This is a genomic window from Planococcus sp. VCh962 (assembly GCF_057748275.1).
The window spans coordinates 1400744-1421523 of record NZ_JBYLHS010000001.1 but is presented as its reverse complement, the minus strand read 5'-3'; the positions used below and the strand labels follow the sequence as shown (position 1 = coordinate 1421523).

The 20780-nt window shown below is 43.7% G+C and carries 17 protein-coding genes; 7 read left to right on the top strand and 10 right to left on the bottom strand.

Features of this window, described 5'->3' with window-relative positions; all coding sequences use genetic code 11:
* Window positions 1-338 precede the first annotated feature (338 nt).
* A complete protein-coding gene (gene ccpA / locus AC3AQ9_RS07170; protein WP_488306735.1) occupies window positions 339-1340 on the top strand; it encodes a catabolite control protein A in 1002 nt (333 codons plus the stop codon).
* Between the two features lie 622 nt (window positions 1341-1962).
* On the opposite strand, the gene AC3AQ9_RS07165 is transcribed toward ccpA, so the two are convergent.
* The 3 genes from AC3AQ9_RS07165 to AC3AQ9_RS07155 are packed head-to-tail and all read right to left on the bottom strand — an operon-like array spanning window position 1963 to window position 4409.
* Window positions 1963-3141 (bottom strand): acetoin utilization protein AcuC, encoded by a 1179-nt coding sequence (locus AC3AQ9_RS07165; RefSeq protein WP_488306734.1) that lies wholly within the window; start codon window positions 3139-3141, stop codon window positions 1963-1965.
* Entirely contained in the window at window positions 3111-3755 is a 645-nt protein-coding gene (locus tag AC3AQ9_RS07160) for an acetoin utilization AcuB family protein (protein WP_488306733.1), read from the bottom strand. Before AC3AQ9_RS07160 ends, AC3AQ9_RS07165 begins: the two co-directional genes overlap by 31 nt.
* Window positions 3756-3776: 21 nt before the next feature.
* Window positions 3777-4409, bottom strand: coding sequence for a GNAT family N-acetyltransferase (locus AC3AQ9_RS07155; RefSeq protein WP_488306732.1), 633 nt, complete (start codon window positions 4407-4409; stop codon window positions 3777-3779).
* Window positions 4410-4576: 167 nt separating this feature from the next.
* On the opposite strand from AC3AQ9_RS07155, the gene acsA reads away from it, so the two are divergent.
* Complete coding sequence (acsA, locus tag AC3AQ9_RS07150) at window positions 4577-6295, top strand: acetate--CoA ligase (RefSeq protein ID WP_488306731.1); 1719 nt, start codon at window positions 4577-4579, stop codon at window positions 6293-6295.
* Between the two features lie 71 nt (window positions 6296-6366).
* On the opposite strand, the gene AC3AQ9_RS07145 is transcribed toward acsA, so the two are convergent.
* The gene (locus AC3AQ9_RS07145; RefSeq protein WP_488306730.1) at window positions 6367-9339 is read right to left on the bottom strand and encodes a transglycosylase domain-containing protein; all 2973 of its coding nucleotides are present in this window, start codon (window positions 9337-9339) and stop codon (window positions 6367-6369) included.
* Between the two features lie 404 nt (window positions 9340-9743).
* Between AC3AQ9_RS07145 and tyrS the strand changes: the two genes are divergently transcribed.
* Window positions 9744-11009 carry a tyrosine--tRNA ligase gene (gene tyrS / locus AC3AQ9_RS07140; RefSeq protein WP_488306729.1) on the top strand — a complete coding sequence of 422 codons (1266 nt, stop codon included), beginning with the start codon at window positions 9744-9746 and terminating at the stop codon, window positions 11007-11009.
* A gap of 43 nt (window positions 11010-11052) precedes the next feature.
* On the opposite strand, the gene AC3AQ9_RS07135 is transcribed toward tyrS, so the two are convergent.
* The gene (locus AC3AQ9_RS07135; RefSeq protein WP_488306728.1) at window positions 11053-11322 is read right to left on the bottom strand and encodes a hypothetical protein; all 270 of its coding nucleotides are present in this window, start codon (window positions 11320-11322) and stop codon (window positions 11053-11055) included.
* A 485-nt stretch (window positions 11323-11807) separates the two neighbouring features.
* Here AC3AQ9_RS07135 and AC3AQ9_RS07130 point away from each other — a divergent pair, with 485 nt between their 5' ends.
* On the top strand, window positions 11808-12689 hold the full coding sequence (locus AC3AQ9_RS07130) for a YflT domain-containing protein (RefSeq protein WP_488306727.1): 882 nt from the start codon (window positions 11808-11810) through the stop codon (window positions 12687-12689).
* Between the two features lie 78 nt (window positions 12690-12767).
* Here AC3AQ9_RS07130 and AC3AQ9_RS07125 read toward each other — a convergent pair whose 3' ends face one another.
* Window positions 12768-13574, bottom strand: a complete 807-nt coding sequence (locus AC3AQ9_RS07125) for a cobalamin-binding protein (RefSeq protein WP_488306726.1) — start codon at window positions 13572-13574, stop codon at window positions 12768-12770.
* Between the two features lie 234 nt (window positions 13575-13808).
* Here AC3AQ9_RS07125 and AC3AQ9_RS07120 point away from each other — a divergent pair, with 234 nt between their 5' ends.
* Entirely contained in the window at window positions 13809-14654 is an 846-nt protein-coding gene (locus tag AC3AQ9_RS07120; protein ID WP_488306725.1) for an STAS domain-containing protein, read from the top strand.
* Between the two features lie 283 nt (window positions 14655-14937).
* Here AC3AQ9_RS07120 and AC3AQ9_RS07115 read toward each other — a convergent pair whose 3' ends face one another.
* A complete protein-coding gene (locus AC3AQ9_RS07115) occupies window positions 14938-16038 on the bottom strand; it encodes a metallophosphoesterase family protein (protein WP_488306724.1) in 1101 nt (366 codons plus the stop codon).
* 221 nt (window positions 16039-16259) lie between these two features.
* Between AC3AQ9_RS07115 and AC3AQ9_RS07110 the strand changes: the two genes are divergently transcribed.
* On the top strand, window positions 16260-16394 hold the full coding sequence (locus tag AC3AQ9_RS07110) for a hypothetical protein (protein WP_488306723.1): 135 nt from the start codon (window positions 16260-16262) through the stop codon (window positions 16392-16394).
* Window positions 16395-17097: 703 nt separating this feature from the next.
* On the opposite strand, the gene rpsD is transcribed toward AC3AQ9_RS07110, so the two are convergent.
* Window positions 17098-17700 (bottom strand): 30S ribosomal protein S4, encoded by a 603-nt coding sequence (gene rpsD / locus AC3AQ9_RS07105; RefSeq protein ID WP_488306722.1) that lies wholly within the window; start codon window positions 17698-17700, stop codon window positions 17098-17100.
* Between the two features lie 326 nt (window positions 17701-18026).
* Here rpsD and megL point away from each other — a divergent pair, with 326 nt between their 5' ends.
* The gene (megL, locus tag AC3AQ9_RS07100; protein ID WP_488306721.1) at window positions 18027-19235 is read left to right on the top strand and encodes a methionine gamma-lyase; all 1209 of its coding nucleotides are present in this window, start codon (window positions 18027-18029) and stop codon (window positions 19233-19235) included.
* 47 nt (window positions 19236-19282) lie between these two features.
* On the opposite strand, the gene msrC is transcribed toward megL, so the two are convergent.
* Both msrC and hisJ read right to left on the bottom strand, forming a co-directional pair.
* A complete protein-coding gene (gene msrC, locus AC3AQ9_RS07095; protein WP_488306720.1) occupies window positions 19283-19762 on the bottom strand; it encodes a free L-methionine (R)-S-oxide reductase MsrC in 480 nt (159 codons plus the stop codon).
* A 77-nt stretch (window positions 19763-19839) separates the two neighbouring features.
* Window positions 19840-20631 carry a histidinol-phosphatase HisJ gene (gene hisJ / locus AC3AQ9_RS07090; RefSeq protein ID WP_488306719.1) on the bottom strand — a complete coding sequence of 264 codons (792 nt, stop codon included), beginning with the start codon at window positions 20629-20631 and terminating at the stop codon, window positions 19840-19842.
* Window positions 20632-20780: the final 149 nt, after the last annotated feature.

The following is a 20780-nucleotide window of genomic DNA, read 5'->3' as shown; positions in this document are numbered from 1 at the left end:
TATTTTTAGCTATAAACTGAGCTAATCATTTCAGCAGTCGATATTCCGCAAAACAGGTGTTAAGACATTGGCCGAGGGCGGTGAGGCCGACGTCTTTGCGACGAAGCGGGACGTTAAAAGGTCATTTTAAAGTTCATTTTAAAGTTCATTTTAAATAATTAAATTCCAAGATAATTGTCAGTTATCAATGGATTCTGAGGCAAAAAGACGATGCTTTTATGAAAATCGCAATAGTTTTGTAAAATGTCACCAGTAGAATCTAACATTGCCTTATTTTTAGTTGATATGGTGAAACTTTTTGTCGTATGATAAAAGATATAGGAAAGGAGGGCGCACCCGTGACCGTTACAATTTATGATGTAGCAAGAGAAGCGAATGTATCCATGGCTACAGTATCTCGAGTAGTCAACGGCAATCAGAACGTAAAACCTGCTACAAGAAAAAAAGTATTAAAAGTGATAGAAGAGTTAGGTTATCGCCCTAATGCTGTAGCAAGAGGGCTGGCAAGCAAAAAGACCACCACGGTCGGCGTCATCATTCCCGATATTTCGAATAGTATGTATGCCGAACTTGCCCGTGGGATTGAAGATATTGCAACAATGTACCGTTATAATATCATTCTGTCGAATTCAGATCAAAAGCAGAACAAAGAACTTCAATTGCTTGAAACAATGCTTGGAAAACAAGTGGATGGCATAGTTTTCATGAGCGATGTAATTACAAGTGAACTTCTTTATGAAATGGAGCGATCTCCGACTCCAATCGTTTTAGCAGGGTCTATCGATGAATCGAATAAAATTGCATCGGTAAATATCGATTATTATGGTGCAGCTTATGAAGCCGTGAAGAAATTGATTGACAACGGCCATAAAAAAATTGCCTTTGTTTCGGGACTGCTTAGCTCAAAAGTCAATAAGGATTATAAGCTGAAAGCTTATCTGCAAGCTTTAAAAGATGCAGGAATTGAAATTGATGAGCGGCTTGTTGTTGAATGCAATAATTCCTATGACGAAGCGATTGAGGCTGTTGAAACCTTAAAACCTCTTAATCCTACAGCGTATTTTGTCAGCAATGATGAAATGTCAATTGGTGTTATACATGCAGTAGAAGCCAATGGGAAAAAGATTCCAGAGGATGTCGAAATTATCAGTTACGAAAATTCCAAGTTAGCGCGTATGGCACGTCCTATGCTAACTTCGGTTGCGCTTCCTCTGTACGATATTGGAGCCGTTTCCATGCGTCTTTTGACGAAATACATGAACGCGGAAGAAATAGAAGAAAAACAAGTTATTCTTCCTTATCGTATCGAAGAGCGGGAGTCTACCAAAAATCAAGGATAACCGAATTATAGGCAAAAGATAAAAAGGAGCAGCCCTGTTAAATCAGGGCTGCTCCTTTTCAGCTTGTTGAGGAAGTTAAAGTTTCTATTAGTGATCTTTCCTTAACCGATATTTCGCCCACCAGCTCCGCTTGCCGCGGGCGAGCGCCAAGCCGCTTCGTCGCTTACGCTCCTGTCTCTGCATCGCTTCGCTAGCTTCGAGACATGAAAGGGCGTTGCAGGGTCTCGGCTGTCTCGCTATCCCGCAGGCAAGACATTAGCCGACGCCTGCGAGGCTAAGTCTTTGCGACGAAGCAGCGAAGCGATGCAGGAGCAGTATGTTTTCCTCCGCTAGTTGGCTCCATATCTAAGGAGCAGATACAAACATTGAAGAGCTTTCCGAATCAGCTCCTTATTCCAGAGAATCGCTACAGGTGTCAAAAGGAAACTGAATGCAGCGGAAGGCGGCGACTTCTGCGGGAATAGGGCGAGTCCTGAGACCCCGCAGGGAGCGTCCGCGAGCGAGGAGGCTCAGGCCGCACTCCGCGAAAAGCGTCCGTCCTGGAGCGAAATGAAAAAAAAGAATAAGAGTTTCTCGACAGCCTGAAAAGGAGCAGCCCTGTTAAATCAGGGCTGCTCCTTTTCTATGCGTTTCGGATCATGTATAAGGCTTTGTTCAGCATTTGATGGTTCTTATCGGTAATTTCTTCTTTGCGGGGGATGGCTTGATACATATTAGCTGGATCTTCCCATGTTGGAATCAAAGGTACTGGAGATTCCTGCTGCCATTTGGAAAGCCAATCCTCCGGCAATTTTCCGGAAGGAAGAGGAAAATTGTTCATCTCCATCCAAATGAGCGACCATGCCCGAGGCACAACCCGCCAAATGTCATAGCCACCGCCTCCGACGGCAATCCACCGTCCTTCACAATACTCATGAGCCAGTTCATGAGCGATGCGGGGGATTTCGCGGTAGATGTCCATCGTGCCGTATAAATGAGTCAGGGGGTCCAGATAATGCGCGTCAGCGCCATTCTGTGTTAAAATCACGTCCGGTTTAAAAAATTCGATAATTTCTTTCATAGCAGTCCGGTAAATCTCCAAGAACGATTCATCTTCCGTGAAAGCATCTATCGGAAAATTGAATGAGGTGCCATAGCCTTGGCCGCTGCCGCGTTCGTTGATATTGCCGGTGCCCGGAAACAAATAACGGCCGGTCTCGTGAATGGAAACGGTGCAGACATCTGGATCATCATAAAAGCACCATTGCACACCATCGCCGTGGTGTGCATCGGTATCAATATAAAGTACCCGGGCGCCGTATTTCTTCTTCATATAGTTGATGGCGACAGAGCTGTCGTTATAAATGCAAAAACCCGATGCCTTACCCCGGAAACCATGATGGAGGCCACCGCCAAGGTTTAGAGCGTGCTGTGCTTTGCCTTCCATGACATAATCGACTGCAGTCAGCGTGCCTCCAACCAGGCGTGCGCTTGCTTCGTGCATATTCTCGAATATAGGGGTGTCTTCTGTTCCGATGCCATAGCTTTCCCCGGCTTCCGGTGTAATTTCACCGCGGCTTGCTTGTTTAACAATTTCAATATAGCGCTGATCGTGGGCAAGCATCAATTCTTCATCGGTCGCAATACGGGCAGGCACGACAAGTTCTTCTGGAAGCGCATTCATTTTCCGGAGCAGATCGACAGTCAAAACAAGCCTTTTTTGATTGAAGGGATGGGTTTCAGAAAATTTATACCCCAATTGATCTTCTGAATAGATGAATACGGCATGTTTTATTCGTTCATTTGTGGTGTGTTTGGCCATAAAACATCGAAACCTTCTTTTTGTAAGTCGTTTACGATGGCTAACGGGTTCATGGTTTGAACTCGAAAGACCAAGATTTTGTTTGCGCTGCTTTTTTTATCGGGGTAAACCAGCACACTCAATACATTGACTTGATGATTGTAAAAGACCTTGGACACTTCATACAAAATGCCCGCACGGTTAGGGACACGGACCTCTATATGGGATCCTGGCTGGTGGGCACCTGTCAATTCGATATATTTATACAGTAAATCCGTCTCCGTAAGAAATCCTACCAGTTTTTCCTGGCTGACTACAGGCAGACACCCGATTTTATGTTCGTAGAAAATCAGCGCTGTTTCTTCAACGAAATCCAATGGGTGGGCAGTTATTGGGTTTTTTGCCATCACTTCAGATACTTTTTTCTCATAAGCGTTGATTTTAGGTGAAATTGAAAATCTGGAAGGCAATGCATCTTTCAAATCCCGTTCAGTCACTACGCCTATAACTTTTCCGTCTTCTAAAACAGGCGCGTGGCGAATCCGTTTTTCCTTAAAAAGATCAAGGACATCTTGGACTGTTTGATTAGGGTCCAACGAGTAAACTTCCGTCTTCATAATTTCTTCTATTAACATGAAAACACCCCTTTATTCGATTCAATACATGTAGCGGTTCATAAAACGGAGCTGATCGAACTTTTGTACAGATTCAGAATCGACGCGCTTGCCAATACGGGCCATCAAACAATTGGCAGGATGCGAACTGATTTCAGGGTCATCGGTGGCGTAATACTCCAGTCCCCCTGCTTGCATCATTTTTTCCATTATTTTTCGGTATTCCCATACATTCAAACCGGTACCTTGTAAATCCCAGTGCCAATAATATTCCGTAGTGATTATGATAAAATCTTCAAAAGCGTCATCCATCATCGAAACTTTCAGCAGGGATTTTCCCACACCGGTTCCGCGGAATTTGGGAATGACTTCGATTGCTCCAAGTTCTATCAGATTTTCCATCTTTCCTTCTGACCATCTTTCCAGTGGATCGGGATATAGGAAAGTAACATAACCCACAATCATATTTTGATCCCGGGCGATTAAAATCCGTCCTTCCGGCAAATCAGCAATTTCAATAATGGCTTTATGCTGCTGGGCCGGCTGTCGAAACGCCACAAGGTCTTCATGGAATTCAAGCGCTTTCAATTCATTCGATGGAATGGGTCCTTCAATGACAATTGGACCGTGTTTCGTCTTCAATTCCATGGCATTATAAGTCTTCTTATGTTCCATTATTTCACCGCCTATTGGGTACAATTAGGTATATTATACATGAAAAGGAATTAGAGTACCAAAATTCATCTGTAAAAGCGCGCATTTTCTAAAAAGTTAAAATTGTTCGCATTAAATTGTCAGAATGTTGTAGAATGAAAGAGAATCAATGCGAAAGGATGATTGGGATGAAAGTGGAAACTATACCAGCAACACAAGGGGAGCACCACCTACATAATTATGAGGAAGTTGCATCAGCTTTTGATTGGGCAGAAGTGGAAAAAGAATTCAGTTGGCATCAGACAGGAAAAGTCAATATGGCCTATGAAGCGATTGACCGCCACGCAGAATCCGATCGTAAAAACAAAGTGGCTCTTTATTATAAAGACCAGAACAGGCACGAGGCGTATACGTTTTATGAAATGAAACGTATGACAAACCGGGCTGCCAATTTGCTGAAAGCACATTCGGATTTGGAAAAAGGGGATCGTATGTTTATTTTTATGCCGCGTTCACCTGAATTGTATTTTGCGATGTTCGGCGCTTTAAAAATGGGTCTGATAGTGGGGCCGCTGTTTGAAGCATTCATGGAAGGGGCCATCTATGACCGTCTGGATGACAGCGATGCAAAAGCGATTATTACAACGCCGGAACTGCTTCCGCGTGTGCCCTACGATCGATTGCCGAATTTGAAGACCATCTTCCTGGTAGGAGAAAACATCGAAGAAGACAACCAGGTGGTGGATTTCCTGAAGCACCTTAAAGGTTCTTCTGATAAGTTTGAAATTGAATGGCTCGATAAAGAAGACGGACTAGTGCTGCATTATACGTCCGGATCTACTGGCAAACCGAAAGGTGTCTTGCATGCCCAATATGCTATGGTCCAGCAGTATCAGACAGCGAAATGGGTACTGGATTTGAAAGAACAGGATATATATTGGTGCACTGCAGACCCAGGCTGGGTCACAGGGACAGCTTATGGTGTATTTGCGCCATGGCTGACGGGAACAACTACGCTTATTTTAGGTGGGCGTTTCTCCCCGGAGGGATGGTATAAAGCGATTGAAGATTTCGGTGTAACGGTCTGGTACAGTGCGCCAACGGCTTTCCGCATGCTGATGGGTGCGGGTGACGCATTGGTGAAAGAATTTGATTTGTCTACGCTGCGCCATGTTTTATCTGTCGGTGAACCTCTGAATCCAGAAGTTGTCCGATGGGGAGTGCAAGTATTTGATAAACGGATTCATGATACATGGTGGATGACTGAAACAGGAGCACAGACCATCTGTAATTACCCATCCATGGCCATCAAGCCGGGATCAATGGGGAAACCGGTTCCAGGCATCAAAGTAGCCATTGTAGATGACCAAGGAAATGAGCTGCCTCCAAATCAAATGGGGAACTTGGCAATCGAAAAAGGATGGCCAGCCATGATGCGTCAAATCTGGAATAACCCTTCAAAATACGAGTCTTATTTCCTGAAAGACCAATGGTACGTATCTGGTGATTCAGCATATATGGATGAAGAAGGTTATTTCTGGTTCCAGGGGCGTGTGGATGATGTCATCATGACGTCGGGAGAGCGTGTCGGTCCATTTGAAGTGGAAAGCAAATTGCTTGAGCATCCAGCTGTTGCGGAAGCTGGAGTCATTGGAAAACCGGATCCGGTGCGAGGGGAAATCATTAAAGCTTTCGTCGCATTAAATGAAGGCTATGAGCAATCCGAAGAGTTAATCCAGGATATCCAGCAATTCGTTAAAAAAGGACTTGCTGCTCATGCGGCGCCAAAAGAAATCGAATTTAAAGACAAGCTTCCAAAAACGCGAAGCGGGAAAATTATGCGCCGCGTCTTGAAAGCATGGGAACTTGATTTGCCGACAGGCGATTTATCTACAATGGAAGATTAAAAACCAATTGAAAAGCCCCCAGCTGAATTTTTCAGCTGAGGGCTTTTTATGTGGATCGCCTTGCATTTCACTTACGGATCTGAAGGCTCTTCTGGTTCTGTCGGTTCATCTGCTGGTTCTTCAGGCTCTTCAGGTTCTTCCGGTTCTGTCGGTTCTGCTGGAGTTTCAGCAGGCTCTTCAGGTTCCGCTGGTTGTTCCTCCGGTGTTTCTTCCGGTTCGTCCGCTGGAGTTTCAGCAGGTTTTTCTTTATCTGTATTTTCTTCCTCTTTCGGAGCCGGTTTAGGTTTCGCTTCTGCTACACTCACTGTATTAGAAGCTGGAGATTGCTTACCGGTTATATCAACTGCAACGACATAATAACTGCCGGATCCCGGAACTTTGAATGAGTTTCCGCGGGATTCGGAAATGGAAGCCAATGATCCGCCGCCGCTTCTATAAACTCGGTATCCAACGATATCATTGGAAGGAGAATCACTCCAAGTGATTGTCGTTCCGCTGATGTTGGCGCTAACGCCTGCTGGTGCAACTCCATCATGTTCCAGAGAAGCGCCGGAAACAACTTGCGAAAATCTTGAATTTCCAGGGAAGAGCTTGCTGGCATCTCCGCCAAACGGTGCAAGCATCCGGTCGATAAAGGCTTGTGACACTCCAGAGCCGCCGCTAGTTACAAATTCTCTAGGCGTGCTGTCAAGCGCTAAATAACGGCTGCCGTTAACGGTTGTATAAGAACCTGATGTTAAGCTATCATCCGCTTTCTTTGGCACCATGACATTCGCATTGAATAAGTCGGATGCTACAAGGCTGCCTGAAGAACAGCCGCCACCAGGAGCAAGTCCGGAAATGCTGCAGAATGAGCGGGTCACAACTCCTTCTGGCGATTTAAATGTTTCTTTTGTTCCAATTAAGTCAGGGGCTGTTTTGTAAGCCGTATTCATCAAGCTGGCCCATAGCTGATTGGCTCGAATAGATGGCTGGATATTGGTATTCCTGAAATTATCGAGTGAATACTTCTCTTGATCATAGCCAAGCCACACACTCATGGTTATATTCGGGTTGTACCCAACTAACCAGACATCTCTCGTTTCTTGAGTAGTACCTGTCTTGCCGGCAAAATCGGATTCAAACTCCAATAGCCCGTTTGCACGGTTTGCAGTACCTCTATCATCTTCAAATACATCACGGAGCATATCTGTCACAATATAAGCGGTTTGAGGTGTATAAATTTCTTTTTCTTCTACCTTATGCTCATAGAGTATATTGCCATCCGCGTCTTCAATACGTTGAATCATAAAAGGTTCTATTTTTTTACCGCCATTGGCAAGTGCTGCATAGCCGCTTGTCAGTTCTTCAACGGAACCTTCTATACCGCCTCCAAGAGCAGCAGAAGCATTGTAGTTTTCGACTTCTTCCACTTTTGAAAAGCCGGCATTGATCAAATAGTTGATCGGCATTTTCTCTTTGATCTGAGCATACAAGCGAAGGGCAGGCAAGTTCTGCGATTGCGCCAAGGCATCGCGTGCCGGCATAATGCCTTGTTCGCTGGTCGGGATAAAGTTAGCCGGTTCCCAAGCCTTCCCGTTGTCATTCACTTTAAATTTCACATCGACAACCGGACTGCCGGCTCCGATAGCGCCAAATTCAATTGCTGGTCCATAAACGAGCAAAGGCTTAACTGTAGAGCCGATTGAACGATAAGCTTGTGTTGCGTGGTTCAATTTTTCTACTGCATGATCACGACCGCCGACAAAACTTAAAATCCGGCCAGTTTTGTTTTCGATCGTCATACTGCCGACCTGGACCGGCAGTTCTTTCATCTCTTCTTCGCCTTCTTCATTGACCGACGCTACAGTCAGAGTAGTTCCGTACTTGTCATAGGCATTTTTCGCTTTTTCTTGTGCATCATACATTTCTTTGTTGATGGTTGAATGGATCCGGTAACCGTTTGAACGGACTGCCCGGTCAGCTAGAATGGCATACTCTTCGTAAAGCTTGTCATTTTCTTTGAGAGATGCCGGATCGATGCCATCTTTTTCAGCGAGCACATCCATTATGAGACGTGACGCCCTTTTTTCCAATTCCACTGTAATGTATGGATATTTTTCATATGAACGCTGTTCATCTTTACGGAAATCTTTAACAATATCATAAGCAAGAGCTTGGTTATATTTTTCATCCGTAATATAGCCTGTTTCCTTCATCCGGAACAAAACGGTTTTCATCCGGTCGATTCCCGGCTGCAATCCTTCCGGCTCCTTCAGATCACCATTTGAAGAATAAGGTGTATAGCGGAAAGGGGCTTTTGGAATTCCGGCAATAAATGCCGCTTGAGGCAAGTTCAACTCACTCGCCGATATGTTGAATAGGCCATTGGCTGCTGTTTCAATTCCGGCAATATTGGCCCCGGAAGAGTTTCTGCCATAAGGAATGATGTTCAAATAAGCTTCCATGATTTCGTCCTTGGTCATGAATTTTTCAAGGCGCATGGCTAGCAAAATTTCTTTTGCTTTTCGCTCGTAAGAAACTTCATTCGTTAAAATCTGGTTCTTAATGAGCTGTTGTGTTAAGGTAGAGCCACCTGTCTGGCTGTCGGAGTTAGATACGTCCTGGAATAAGCCGCGAAGAATGGCTTTTGGCACAATTCCATCGTGTTCCAGGAAATATTCGTCTTCTGTAGCAAGAACGGCATCAATTGCTATTTTAGAGACTTTATCCAACTGCGTTTCTTTCCGTTCCAAGTCTGTCCTGATTTTTCCGATAAACACATTGTTATCGAAAAACATTTCAGACGTTTCTTCATAACTGTAAATTTCTCCACGCATTTCATCAGGCGTCCGAAGTTTTTCTTCATCCACCAACGAAGCGAAATAGCCGGCACCGACCGATGCGGCAAATACCCCTCCGGCTACAAGAATAATTGCCAGCAAAAGGGCCAGATTCCAAAAGACACTTGTGGTGATGCTTAGCCTTTTATACCATTTTGCGGAGGTCCATCTATTTAAAGTTTTTTCAGTTTGCCTGAGAACATTTTTTATCTTTTCTTGCAATGTAATCATCCTCCTAAATATGGCTTTATTATAGCATATTCTCTTAATTGCAACGAAAAAGATTGACAATGCGTGAGATTAAAGTAAACTAACTAATATATTTTCATATTCAAACGAGGAAGAGTCCGAAGTAGGGCGCGCGAGCTTTGTCAAGAGAGCCGGTGGATGGTGTGAACCGGTCAAAACGCAGCGGCTGAATTACAGGCTTGGAGTTTACGGAAGTGCCCCGTATGGCACATTAAAGTCGGGAGAACACTTTCTCCAAGCTGGGTGGTACCGCGCAAAAGCGTCCCTGCATGAAATTCATGCAGGGACTTTTTTTATTGTCCTGAGTCTCGGGATTCCAGCTTCTTGAGGCTGCATGGACGCTTTCACTTGTTTTATTTTATGAAGGAGGAATTGGAATGGGTAACGAATTGATCGATGATTTAAAATGGCGAGGTTTGCTGTACCAGCAAACCGATGAAGAAGGTATGGAAAAATTGCTGAATGAGCAGAAAATTTCCTTGTACTGCGGAGTTGATCCTACTGCAGACAGCATGCATATAGGGCATATCGTTCCTCTGCTTACACTGCGCCGTTTCCAGATGCATGGACATCAGCCGATTTTGCTGGTTGGAGGAGCTACCGGCATGATTGGAGATCCATCTGGCCGAAACGAAGAACGCCAGCTTCAATCCACTGACCAGATCGATAAAAACGTCGAAGCAATCAAAGTGCAAATGGAACAGATTTTTGACTTCCAGTCGGAAAATGGGGCACGCATGGTCAACAACCGTGATTGGATCGGTGAAATGAGTGTCATCGAATTCCTTCGGGATTTTGGAAAACTGATTTCAGTCAATTACATGCTGGCGAAAGAATCAGTGGCGTCCCGCTTGGAAAGCGGCATTTCGTTCACTGAGTTCACGTACACACTGATCCAGGCGATCGACTTCAACCACTTATACGACCACTACAATTGCCGGATTCAAATCGGCGGCTCTGACCAATGGGGCAATATCACTTCGGGACTTGAAGTGATCCGCAAAACCCATGATGAAGAAACTAAAGCATTTGGCATCACGATTCCTTTGGTAACAAAAGCTGACGGTACAAAATTCGGGAAATCGGCCGGCGGTGCAGTTTGGCTTGACGCCAAAAAGACATCACCGTATGAGTTTTACCAGTTCTGGATTAACACGGCGGATGCCGATGTTATCAAATACTTGAAAATCTTCACTTTTATCAGCCGCGAAGAAATCGAAGCGCTTGAAAAAACTGTGGAAACAGAAGCACATCTGCGCAAAGCCCAAACGGTCCTTGCGGAAGAGATGACAAAACTGATCCACGGTGAAGGGGCGCTTGAAGATGCGCAGCGCATTACTAAAGCGTTATTCAGCGGCGACTTGAAAGCCTTGTCAGCCGAAGAGATGAAAGCGGCGTTTAAAGACGTTCCATCTGTTGAAATGGCGAAAGAACCTAAAAGCATTGTTGACTTGATTGTTGAGGCAGGGATCACTTCTTCAAAACGCCAAGCAAGAGAAGACGTAACTAACGGCGCGATTTCGGTAAATGGTGAAAAAGTGACTGACCTGGAATATGTCATTGACGAAAAAGACCGCTTGGAAGATGCTTTTGCCATTGTGCGGCGCGGTAAGAAAAAATACCATATGGTGCAGTTTCAATAGACTATAATGAAAATGCAGAAGGCCGGGATTTTTCCCGGCTTTTTTAATTCACTTTTATAGAAAAAGCAAAACTGCGGCTGCCTTGTTCCCAGCTGGCATAAAAATGATAGACATAGATGCCAGGTTCCCTTGGTGCGATGATTCTGCCTTTTTTAAATAAAGCTTCAGCGTTTTCCGTTTCGCTTGTCCAAAGTTCAATAGACAAGCTTTCCGGTAAAGGTTCTTTGGTGAAAGACAAAGTGATTTCCGATTGAGCATCAACTTCTGCCATGGCTTTCTGCTGCCCTTGTTCCCAAGGAGAAGCATAGCCCATATCGACACATTCGGCTTTTAAAAAACTATCCCAGCAGTAGGAACCTGAAGTTACTTTTATGGTCCATAATCCTGTTTTGACAACAGGTAGGGGAGGCGAAGCAATATACGTATAACCAATGATTATTAAGACGAATATAATGAGGATTGAAAAATTCCTGATAATGGAAACCCCTCCTTTGCTCTTACCAAAGTAGACTGGAATAAAGAGGAAAAGTTACAGGGGAATTTTTTTTAAGCGACTTTATTAAATCGACATCAAAATGTTCTAGCGGCCACTATCGGAATAGGAAGGTTATTCTTATTATCCAAATTAAATGGTTATTAGGACAACGAATGACAACAATTTCATCCATATAACATTTGCATTACATCTTATTAGAACGCGAATTGAACAAAGCTTCTCATGTTTAAAAGGAGGCCTTCAGGGTATTTTGAAAATGTAGGATATCTTTGAGTCACCAAAATCTGAGGAGGCGTTTAGGAATGTCAAAAGTAGTTGGTTCTTACCATTCTGAAAATGAAGCAATCAATGCGATTGAAGATCTTAAAAGAAGAGGGTATCGTTCTGAAGATATCTCAGTTCTCAGCAAAGACAAAAAAGAAATCGAAAATGTGACAGGAGAAACTGGCACGCATGCAGGTGAAGGTGCGGCAACTGGTGCAGTGACAGGCGGAGCTCTTGGAGGGCTTGGTGGAGTGCTTGCTGGAATTGGTGCATTGGCAATACCTGGTATTGGACCAATTGTTGCAGCAGGACCAATAGTAGCCGGGTTAACCGGAGCAGCAGCGGGAGCAGGTGTCGGAGGGCTTACGGGTGCTTTAATCGGCATGGGAATTCCGGAAGATGAGGCCCAAGAATATGAAACCCAGTTTAATGAAGGCCGGATTTTAGTATTAGTGGATGATAGTAGCAGCACGATTCCTGACCATAATGATCGAGATGCTTTCATTAGCGGAAGCGGCTCGCAAACGGGTGTAACGCGTGAGACTTATACAAGCGATGGAACCGATTCCAGATTAGGAAGAGATTCCATTCTAAATGATGGCGATTCACGCCTTGGAAATGATCGTGGCTCCTTTACCAGCACTAGCGGAAGGGATGCGGATATAGGCTCAACTAAGGATGCATTTACAAACAATTCAGATTCAGGAATCTCCCGTGAAACGTATACCAGCGATCGGGACGCAGATACTGGGCTGATCAGAGACAGCACTGCGTTGAATCATAATCAGGATCCATTGATCGGCAGCGAGCGCAGCTCCACAACAAGAGGCGATCAGCGTTCGCCATTAGGCAGTGACAGTGATGCTGATTTAGAAGATGATCTTGGCGGACCGAATAAAAGAGGCCGGGCAGGGCTGTAATTTAATATAGAAGAAAAATGCGCAACCCGAATATCGGGTTGCGCATTTATATGGAGTTGAAAAACCTTCATGTCTTCTCTAAGCTTGCTTTTCAAGTATAAACCTCGGCAATTCCATGTCGTCGAACAAGTCAGGGTGAATTAGTTTGCCCAGACGAATGGCACCTTCGATCAGCCGCGGGGAAGGACGGCAATACAGTTCTTCCTCCATTATGTGGATTTTTTCATAAGCTTTCATCGAATTCCAGCCAGGCCGTTTTCGGACAAGTTCCGGTTTCACTTTTGAAGTCATGATGCCAACCCAAGCCAGAAGAATATAATCCGGGTTCCGCCGCAATACATCGTCCCAATCGGTCTGGAAATTTGCTGTTGGAACATCATCAAATACATTGCGTGCTCCAGTGATTTCGCTGATTTCCGTCAGCCAATTGATGCTGCCGGGCGTGAAAACAGGTTTGGGCCACCATTCCCAGTAAAGTGATGGGCAGCTTTCCGCTTGTGCCGAGCGGCTTTTGATTTCCTCAATGACTGAAAGAAATTCAGTATGTACGGATTGGGCATCGATTCCTGATGCATTTCCTACTGTCAGTAAGTCTTGCCCAATATCATGAAGAGATTGTGGGTTCAATACCAAATGAGGAATTTTCCGTCGCATCAGCTCATCTACGTTTTTTTCCATGCCTGGTACGCTTAGTGATGCAAGCACTAAATCCGGTTTTAACGCTTCCAATTCATCCATCCGGATAGACAAATCAGGTCCGAGCCTCGGCAGACTTGTTACATGATTCGGCCAGTCGGAATAATTGTCGATTCCGACCAGTAAATGTTCTCCTCCCAAGAAAGCAAGCAACTCGGTATTGCTGGGACAAATTGAAATAATCCGCATGATTTGCACCTCCGTTTTTTTACAGTTTACCATAGGGGATTTGGAATCAAAATAGACAACGCTTTAGAGTTTCTGTTAAATTAGAGTATATTGAAATAGTTTTAACGAAACAATGCACATGAGAGCCCAATGTATTATCATGGATTTAAGCAGTTAACTTATCGGCAGATCGCAGCAGACACCAGAAGCCAATACCTCTGGATGAAAGTGTGGACTGAAGCGGGAGGAAAAAGAATGTTAAAGAATCAAGAATTGCATGAATATTTGTGTGAACGCACTTGGGAATTGACTGAACAATGGTATGAAACGCTAGATAAAAACAAGGGGGGAGTTTACAGCACAAACGACCCTGATGAAATCGAAAACCTTAAACGGCAAAACCATGATTTCCATGTGCGTTTTTGTACAATGTTTTCAAAAGAGCAAGATGATTTTTTTCAGGATTTTCAGGAATGGATCGAGGAAATCGCTGCAGATGATGGTCACTTGGCCACTCCAATCGTCGTCGTCATCGAAGAATTTTTCCGTACACAGCAGCAGTATTTAGAAATTATTGCGGATTACGCGTCCCGAAACGAAAAGGAAATTACTTTTGACCAGCTGAATCAATGGAATCTTGGAGTAGTCCAAGCCATCGGCAAAGTAATTCTTGAGTTTACTGCTCAAAATACGAAAGTAGCTCAAGCTCGTTTGCAAGCTCAACAGCAAATGATTGTTGAAATGAGCGCACCTGTAATTATGTTGACAAAAAGTTCTGGGTTTCTTCCGCTTGTAGGAGAAATTACGACACATAGAGCACAAATCATTTTTGAAAAAACGTTGAAACAATGTGCCAAACACAATCTTGAAAGATTGGTGATAGATTTGTCGGGCGTCCCGGTTATCGACACGATGGTTGCCCAGCAAGTTTTCCAGCTGATCAGCGGCTTGAATATCATCGGAGTCAAAGCGGCTTTATCCGGCATCAGTCCGGTAATTGCCCAGACTGCTGTACACTTGGGCATCAAGTTTACGGACATCGAAGTATATAATTCACTGGCTCAAGCGTTGAAAGTGAATCGAAATGAACTTGTTAAATAATGTAATGAGAGAGAAGGATTGAAGAAAGTGCTCCAACGCATTTTCATGTTTCGAAGTTAGCGAAGCAATACAGAAGCAGGGGGACGTTTTCTGCGTGAGACATCCCAAACCTGCAGACTGCAGTTTTCCACTTCTATCAATCACCTCGAATATCAAAACCCCCTAAACGATTTAATCGTTTAGGGGGTTTTGCAAATTAATTGTAGAAAACAAAAACATTGTAGGACAGTCAAAAACTTTTTTGTTCATCTAACAGAATATTTCTATATGCAAATTAATAAAGTTATTGAATCCCAAAGTCCTTAGCGAAAAGCATTTTTGTGTCAACGAGTACATCTTCTGCATTTTCATCCAGGGTGAATACCCGTGCACCGCGCAGCCTGTCGTTCTCTTCGCCGCCAAGGCCATAGGCTCCGAATCCAGTACTTCCTGCGTAGCCCAATTTGATTCCGTAATAGTCCCCAACGAATGTGTTAATGTGGTCATGACCAGAGAAGACGCCTTTAACATCGCCTCTTTCCAGCATAGCTGCAAACATACCACTGTTAAAAGGACCTGTGCATACACATTCATTCTTTTCACCTACGATATTATGTTTCTCTACTGCTTTCTGATGACTTTCTTCTGTTCTGTCGGATGGACTTGCATACCACATGTTTTCGAATTCAGGCAGTGGAATATGCATGAATGCCAGTGATGGAACTTTATGTCCAGCTGTTTGTTCCAGTTTTTCTGACGTTTCAGAGTACCATTCAACTTGATCGTGGCGAAGCCAATCCCATGTTTGGTAACCATCAAAATTTTGTCCTGCAACTTCGTCTGGAGCATATCTGCCGCTATCAAATAGCCAGATGTTAAAGGCTGGATCTGTATTCTTGGAGTTATTGATAACCAGATTTGTATTGCCAGTTCCAGTAACATCCTTAGGTCCCGGCTTGTTTACATTGTGTTCATAAGACATATAAATTTCGAGCATATCCGTTTCGTCCAAACCGGTTTTCGGTGTATGGTCTTCATCATGATTACCAAAAGTAACTGCCCATTGGATGCCTCTATCTTCCATTGGCTGTGCAATGGTATCCAAGGCTTGCTTCACTTCTTCGGCAGTATCAATCTCAGCAGTAAGCATGTCACCATTTAATATGGCTATATCCGGGTTTTGATTATCAAGCACCGTGTTCATCAATTCGATCGTGCGGGAATCGACATCCTCGTCATCCTGGATATCGTTAAATTGTACAATCTTGTACTTGCCATCAGAGTTAAATTGTAGCTTTTCATTCTCATTGACCTTCCCTTGAACGGAGAAAGTGGTGAAGTTAGTAGTAAGTAAAATTACAGCACAAGCAATGATGATTATTCCGGTTAATGATTTTAATTTCATAAAATAAACTCCTTTTCTAAGATATAGTTAAACTATAAAACATTAGTATTAAACCTGTATTAATTTACTATATTGTCTTTGTGAATATAGGCAGTTAATTATTTACGATCAAACCGGACGTGTGCTTGCACAGTCTGCTGAGAACCCGCACCGGATGAGCCGGAGGAGTTCCCTTTCTTTGAGTAGAGATTCCGGAGAAGAAATACGCAGTAAGCGTAGAGGTGAAAGTAAGTCCGCATAAAGTTGTTTTTGGAGATACACCACCATCTGAAGTGGAACAGCTTCGAATTGATACAGCCCAATCCAATGCAGAAATGTTTGAAATGATGCTCCTGATGTCAGGAGGCGGTGTTTGATGTTCACAGAAAACAGCTAGATTGTAAAGGACTATGTACTGCTGATCCGTAAAGGAATTAAGATCATTGATGATGTGCCGAATTTCCAAAACCGTGAAGTCAACCCTTTAACTTTAAAATGAAAAGAGGCGAATGAAATGAAAATCAACAAGAACATACGCCGAGTAGGGGACATTAAAGACAGGGTAGCATCAAATGGCAAGGAATGTTTTTAACCGAGCATGTTCAAATGTTGCGTGATCTGGTAGAGGAAGATAAGTATATTCCGCAGCCAAAATTGGATGAATTCGACCTCCAGCTGATTCAGAAAGAAACGAGTCTGGCGTGAAGTGCAAATGCGACATCATCATTCATACTTGGAACGACGGGAAGATAATTCGGCATGAGGGTAAGATTGTGAGCATTGATTTGAAGTCCCGAATACTCACATATGAAGATCCGTTTAAGCAGCGACACTTAACTATCGATGAAATGGTTCAGTAAATATGAATAAGCAGAAAAAATGCCTGACCTGATGAAAGGTTTGGTTTTTTTTGTATGATGAGCGCCTGTCCACTTATTATTTGCCCATCCAAAAATGTTCCCCAAAAGAACGATCTAGTCCGATGTATTACGAAAAATAGATAAATAGAAAAAACCCTGAAACCATTGATTTAACAAGGTTTTCAGGGTTTTAAATACTATCTTTTACTAAGCACTTTTATTAACGAGAGTAGTACTCAACGATCAATTGTTCGCTGATTTCAGCAGACAATTCGCTGCGCTCTGGGTAGCGTACAAAAGTACCTACTTTGTTGTCAGCGTCGAATGATACATATTCAGGTACGAAGTTGCTTACTTCGATTGCTTCGTTAACTACATCAAGGTTGTTTGAACGTTCGCGGAAAGCGATTGTTTGACCTGGTTTCACGCTGTATGACGGGATGTCAACGCGTTTGCCATCAACAAGGATGTGGCCGTGGTTTACCAATTGGCGAGCTTGGCGGCGAGTGCGCGCAAGACCTAAACGATAAACAACGTTATCAAGGCGAGCTTCAAGCAAGATCATGAAGTTTTCACCGTGTTTACCTGGCATTTTACCAGCTTTGTTGAATAAAGTTTTAAATTGGCGTTCGTTTACACCAAACATGAAACGAAGTTTTTGTTTTTCTTGAAGTTGCAAACCGTATTCAGAAACTTTTCTGCGTTGGTTAGCACCGTGTTGACCTGGTGCGTAAGGGCGTTTTTCTAATTCTTTGCCTGTTCCGCTAAGAGAAACTCCTAGACGGCGAGACTGTTTCCATGCTGGACCTGTATAACGAGACATGTATGTCTCCTCCTCTGTTTTTGGTTTTTGAAGTAAAATAAAAACCAGATGTATTCATGCTGTAAGCCATTTTATATTCTTGTACCTTCGCTCAGCAGCCAAGAGTTACGCGATACACCTACTTATATAGGAATAAAATGGACAGACCCGCACATACAACTGCTGCGATTATTTTACACAAACTATAGTATAACCGGACGCTTGCTTAAAAGTCAATAGTTATACTCGGCTCCGAGAAGAGGGAGCTTTCCTTTTTTTGCTATTCAAGGTAAAATGATAATAGATGGATGTAAGCGCTTTCTATTTTGGATAAGGGGTGTATAACAATGAACAAAAAAACGATTAATTTGGAGACGGCTGTAATTCATAAAGGCTATAAAAGTTCTCTTCATCACGACAGCTTAGCGACTCCGCTTTATCAGACGTCCACATTTTCGTTTGCTACTGCGGAAGAAGGCGAAGACCGTTTTGCTGGAACCTGTGAAGGAAATATTTATTCCCGCCTCGGAAATCCGACAGTCCGGGTACTGGAAGAACGGATGACGGAAATTGAGTACGGAGAAGGGGCGCTTGCATTTGGCTCAGGGATGGCATCTGTAAGTGCAATACTGATTCATTTGACAAAAGCTGGCGACCACGTTCTTTGTTCCCGGGGGATTTACGGCTGTACCTTCGGCTTGCTGGAAATGATGGAAGAGAAGTACGGCATCACGCACAATTTGGTTTCCATGACTACTGAACAGGAAATCGAAGAGGCATTGCGTCCGGAAACCGTATGTATTTATGTGGAAACTCCGATCAATCCGACTATGGAAATTGTGGACCTGGAAGCGGTCTGTGCAGTGGCTGCAAGGCGAGGACTGCGAGTGGTGGTGGATAATACTTTCAGTTCCCCTTATCTGCAGAATCCTTTACAAATAGGAGCGGATTTTGTTTTGCACAGCGCCACTAAATATTTGAATGGCCATGGGGATGTGGTGGGCGGAATATTGATCGGCAAAGACGCAGACGAAATGCAGCAGATCCGAATGACTGTCCAGAAAGATGTCGGTGGCATTATGTCGCCGTTTGATGCCTGGCTTTTGCTTCGCGGCATGAAAACTCTCCATGTCAGGATGGACCGGCACAATTCGAATGCCAAGCAAGTGCTGGAGTTCCTGAAACAAGAACCGCTGGTGAAGAAGATTTACTACCCCTTTGATGACAATCATCCACAAGTGGATATTGCAAAACGCCAAATGCGTGACGGCGGGGGATTGATTTCATTTGAAATTGAAGGCGGCAAGAAAGAAGCCCAGGCATTTATGAACGCGCTATCGCTGATCAAGATTGCAGTCAGCCTGGGAGATGCTGAAACGCTTATTCAGCACCCGGCTTCAATGACTCATGCAGTAGTTCCGCAAAAGAGCAGGGAAGCGATGGGGATTACGGAATCGCTGATGCGGCTATCAATCGGACTTGAACATGTAGATGATTTGACCGCGGACTTGGCAAAAGCGTTCGAAACGATAAAAGCAAAATTGCAGAAAGCATAAAAAAACGCCCGGACCTTCCAATAGGAGGTCCGGACGTTTTAATTATGTTAAAGATGCTTTAATAATACTTCTGTAAACAGCTCGAGTCCTTCTTGGTCTTCTTTCGTAAAGCGGCTGAGTTCCGGACTATCGATATCGAGAACACCAATCACTTCACCGTCTTTGATCAATGGAATGACAATTTCGGACTGAGAAGCTGCGTCGCAGGCAATGTGTCCAGGGAAAGCATGAACGTCTTCGACGAGCATGGTTTTCTTTTCAGAAACCGCAGTGCCGCAAACCCCTTTTCCTACTTGAATCCGGACACAGGCAGGAAGGCCTTGGAATGGGCCAAGTACAAGTTCACCGTCTTCCATCAAATAAAAACCGACCCAATTGATCTGTTCTAAGAATTGGTTAAGCAATGCTGAAGCGTTGCTTAAATTAGCGACAATATTGGTTTCGCCTTCCAACAAAGCGTTTAACTGTTTGCTTAACAGCGTGTATTGTTCTATGCTAGTGCCGCTGTAACTGGTTTGAGTGAACATGATATGCCTCATTTCGTTTTTTTATTTATAGGACTAAAAATCCAGCGCCGAAAGATTGTTTGGGCACTTGTGCTTTTTTAATTATAAAGTTTGTCGTAATGCATATGCAAGCCATTTACGCTATGTGCGTCTGAACCGAATACAAGCGGGATTCCGAGTGATTTGGCAATAGGTATGAATTTTACTGGCGGATAGGATTCCTGGCAATCCGGTTTGGAATAGCCGGCTCCGTTCAAGTCCATTTCATAGCCGGCTTTAGCGATTTTTTCAAGAACGCCTTCAATGCGATGGGAATCATCTATTTTTTCCTTATGCGCCAGCTGGAATTTATGGACAAGTGTTGGATGGCCGATTCTTTTGGGTTTATATTGGCCAAGATTGGCTGTTATTGAAGCTTCTACAGTATCGTAGTATAAATCATAGACGGTTTGAACTGATCCTGCTTTTCGGGCAAGCTTCATAAATTCGTCACTGCTATAATCCATACACAGGTACTCATCGTTTACACGAAGGAAGTGAACCGATAAAATAGAATCGTCGAGAGAGGGGCCGTATTCTTCCAGGAAGGAACGGGTTTCGGCCTCATAACCGGCGATATAATCCACTTCCAATCCAACGCGGATGAAAATGTCATTTTTATATGCATCTTTTGCCTTTCTAATAGCGTCTAGATAAGGGCGCATATCTTCTAAACTCATCCCACTGTCTTTGTCAGGAGTCGGATCAGTGAAAGAAGAGGGGAGGGGAGCGTGTTCGGTAAAGGAAATATCGCCAAAACCGGATTTAATCGCTTTTTCTATGTAGGCATGCAGCTTGTCTTTAGTGCCATGAGGGCAAAAAGGGGTGTGGATATGTCCATCTCTTTTCATAAAAACACCAGCTTTCTTTTAATGGTTGAAAATATTTATCTCTTTTCTTCTATTTTCACAAACAAAAGAGTAGAATACATGTTAAAATAGTAGAATCATGTAAAACATTTATATAGAAGAGGAAATGTGATTTTGGAACAGGGGGCTAT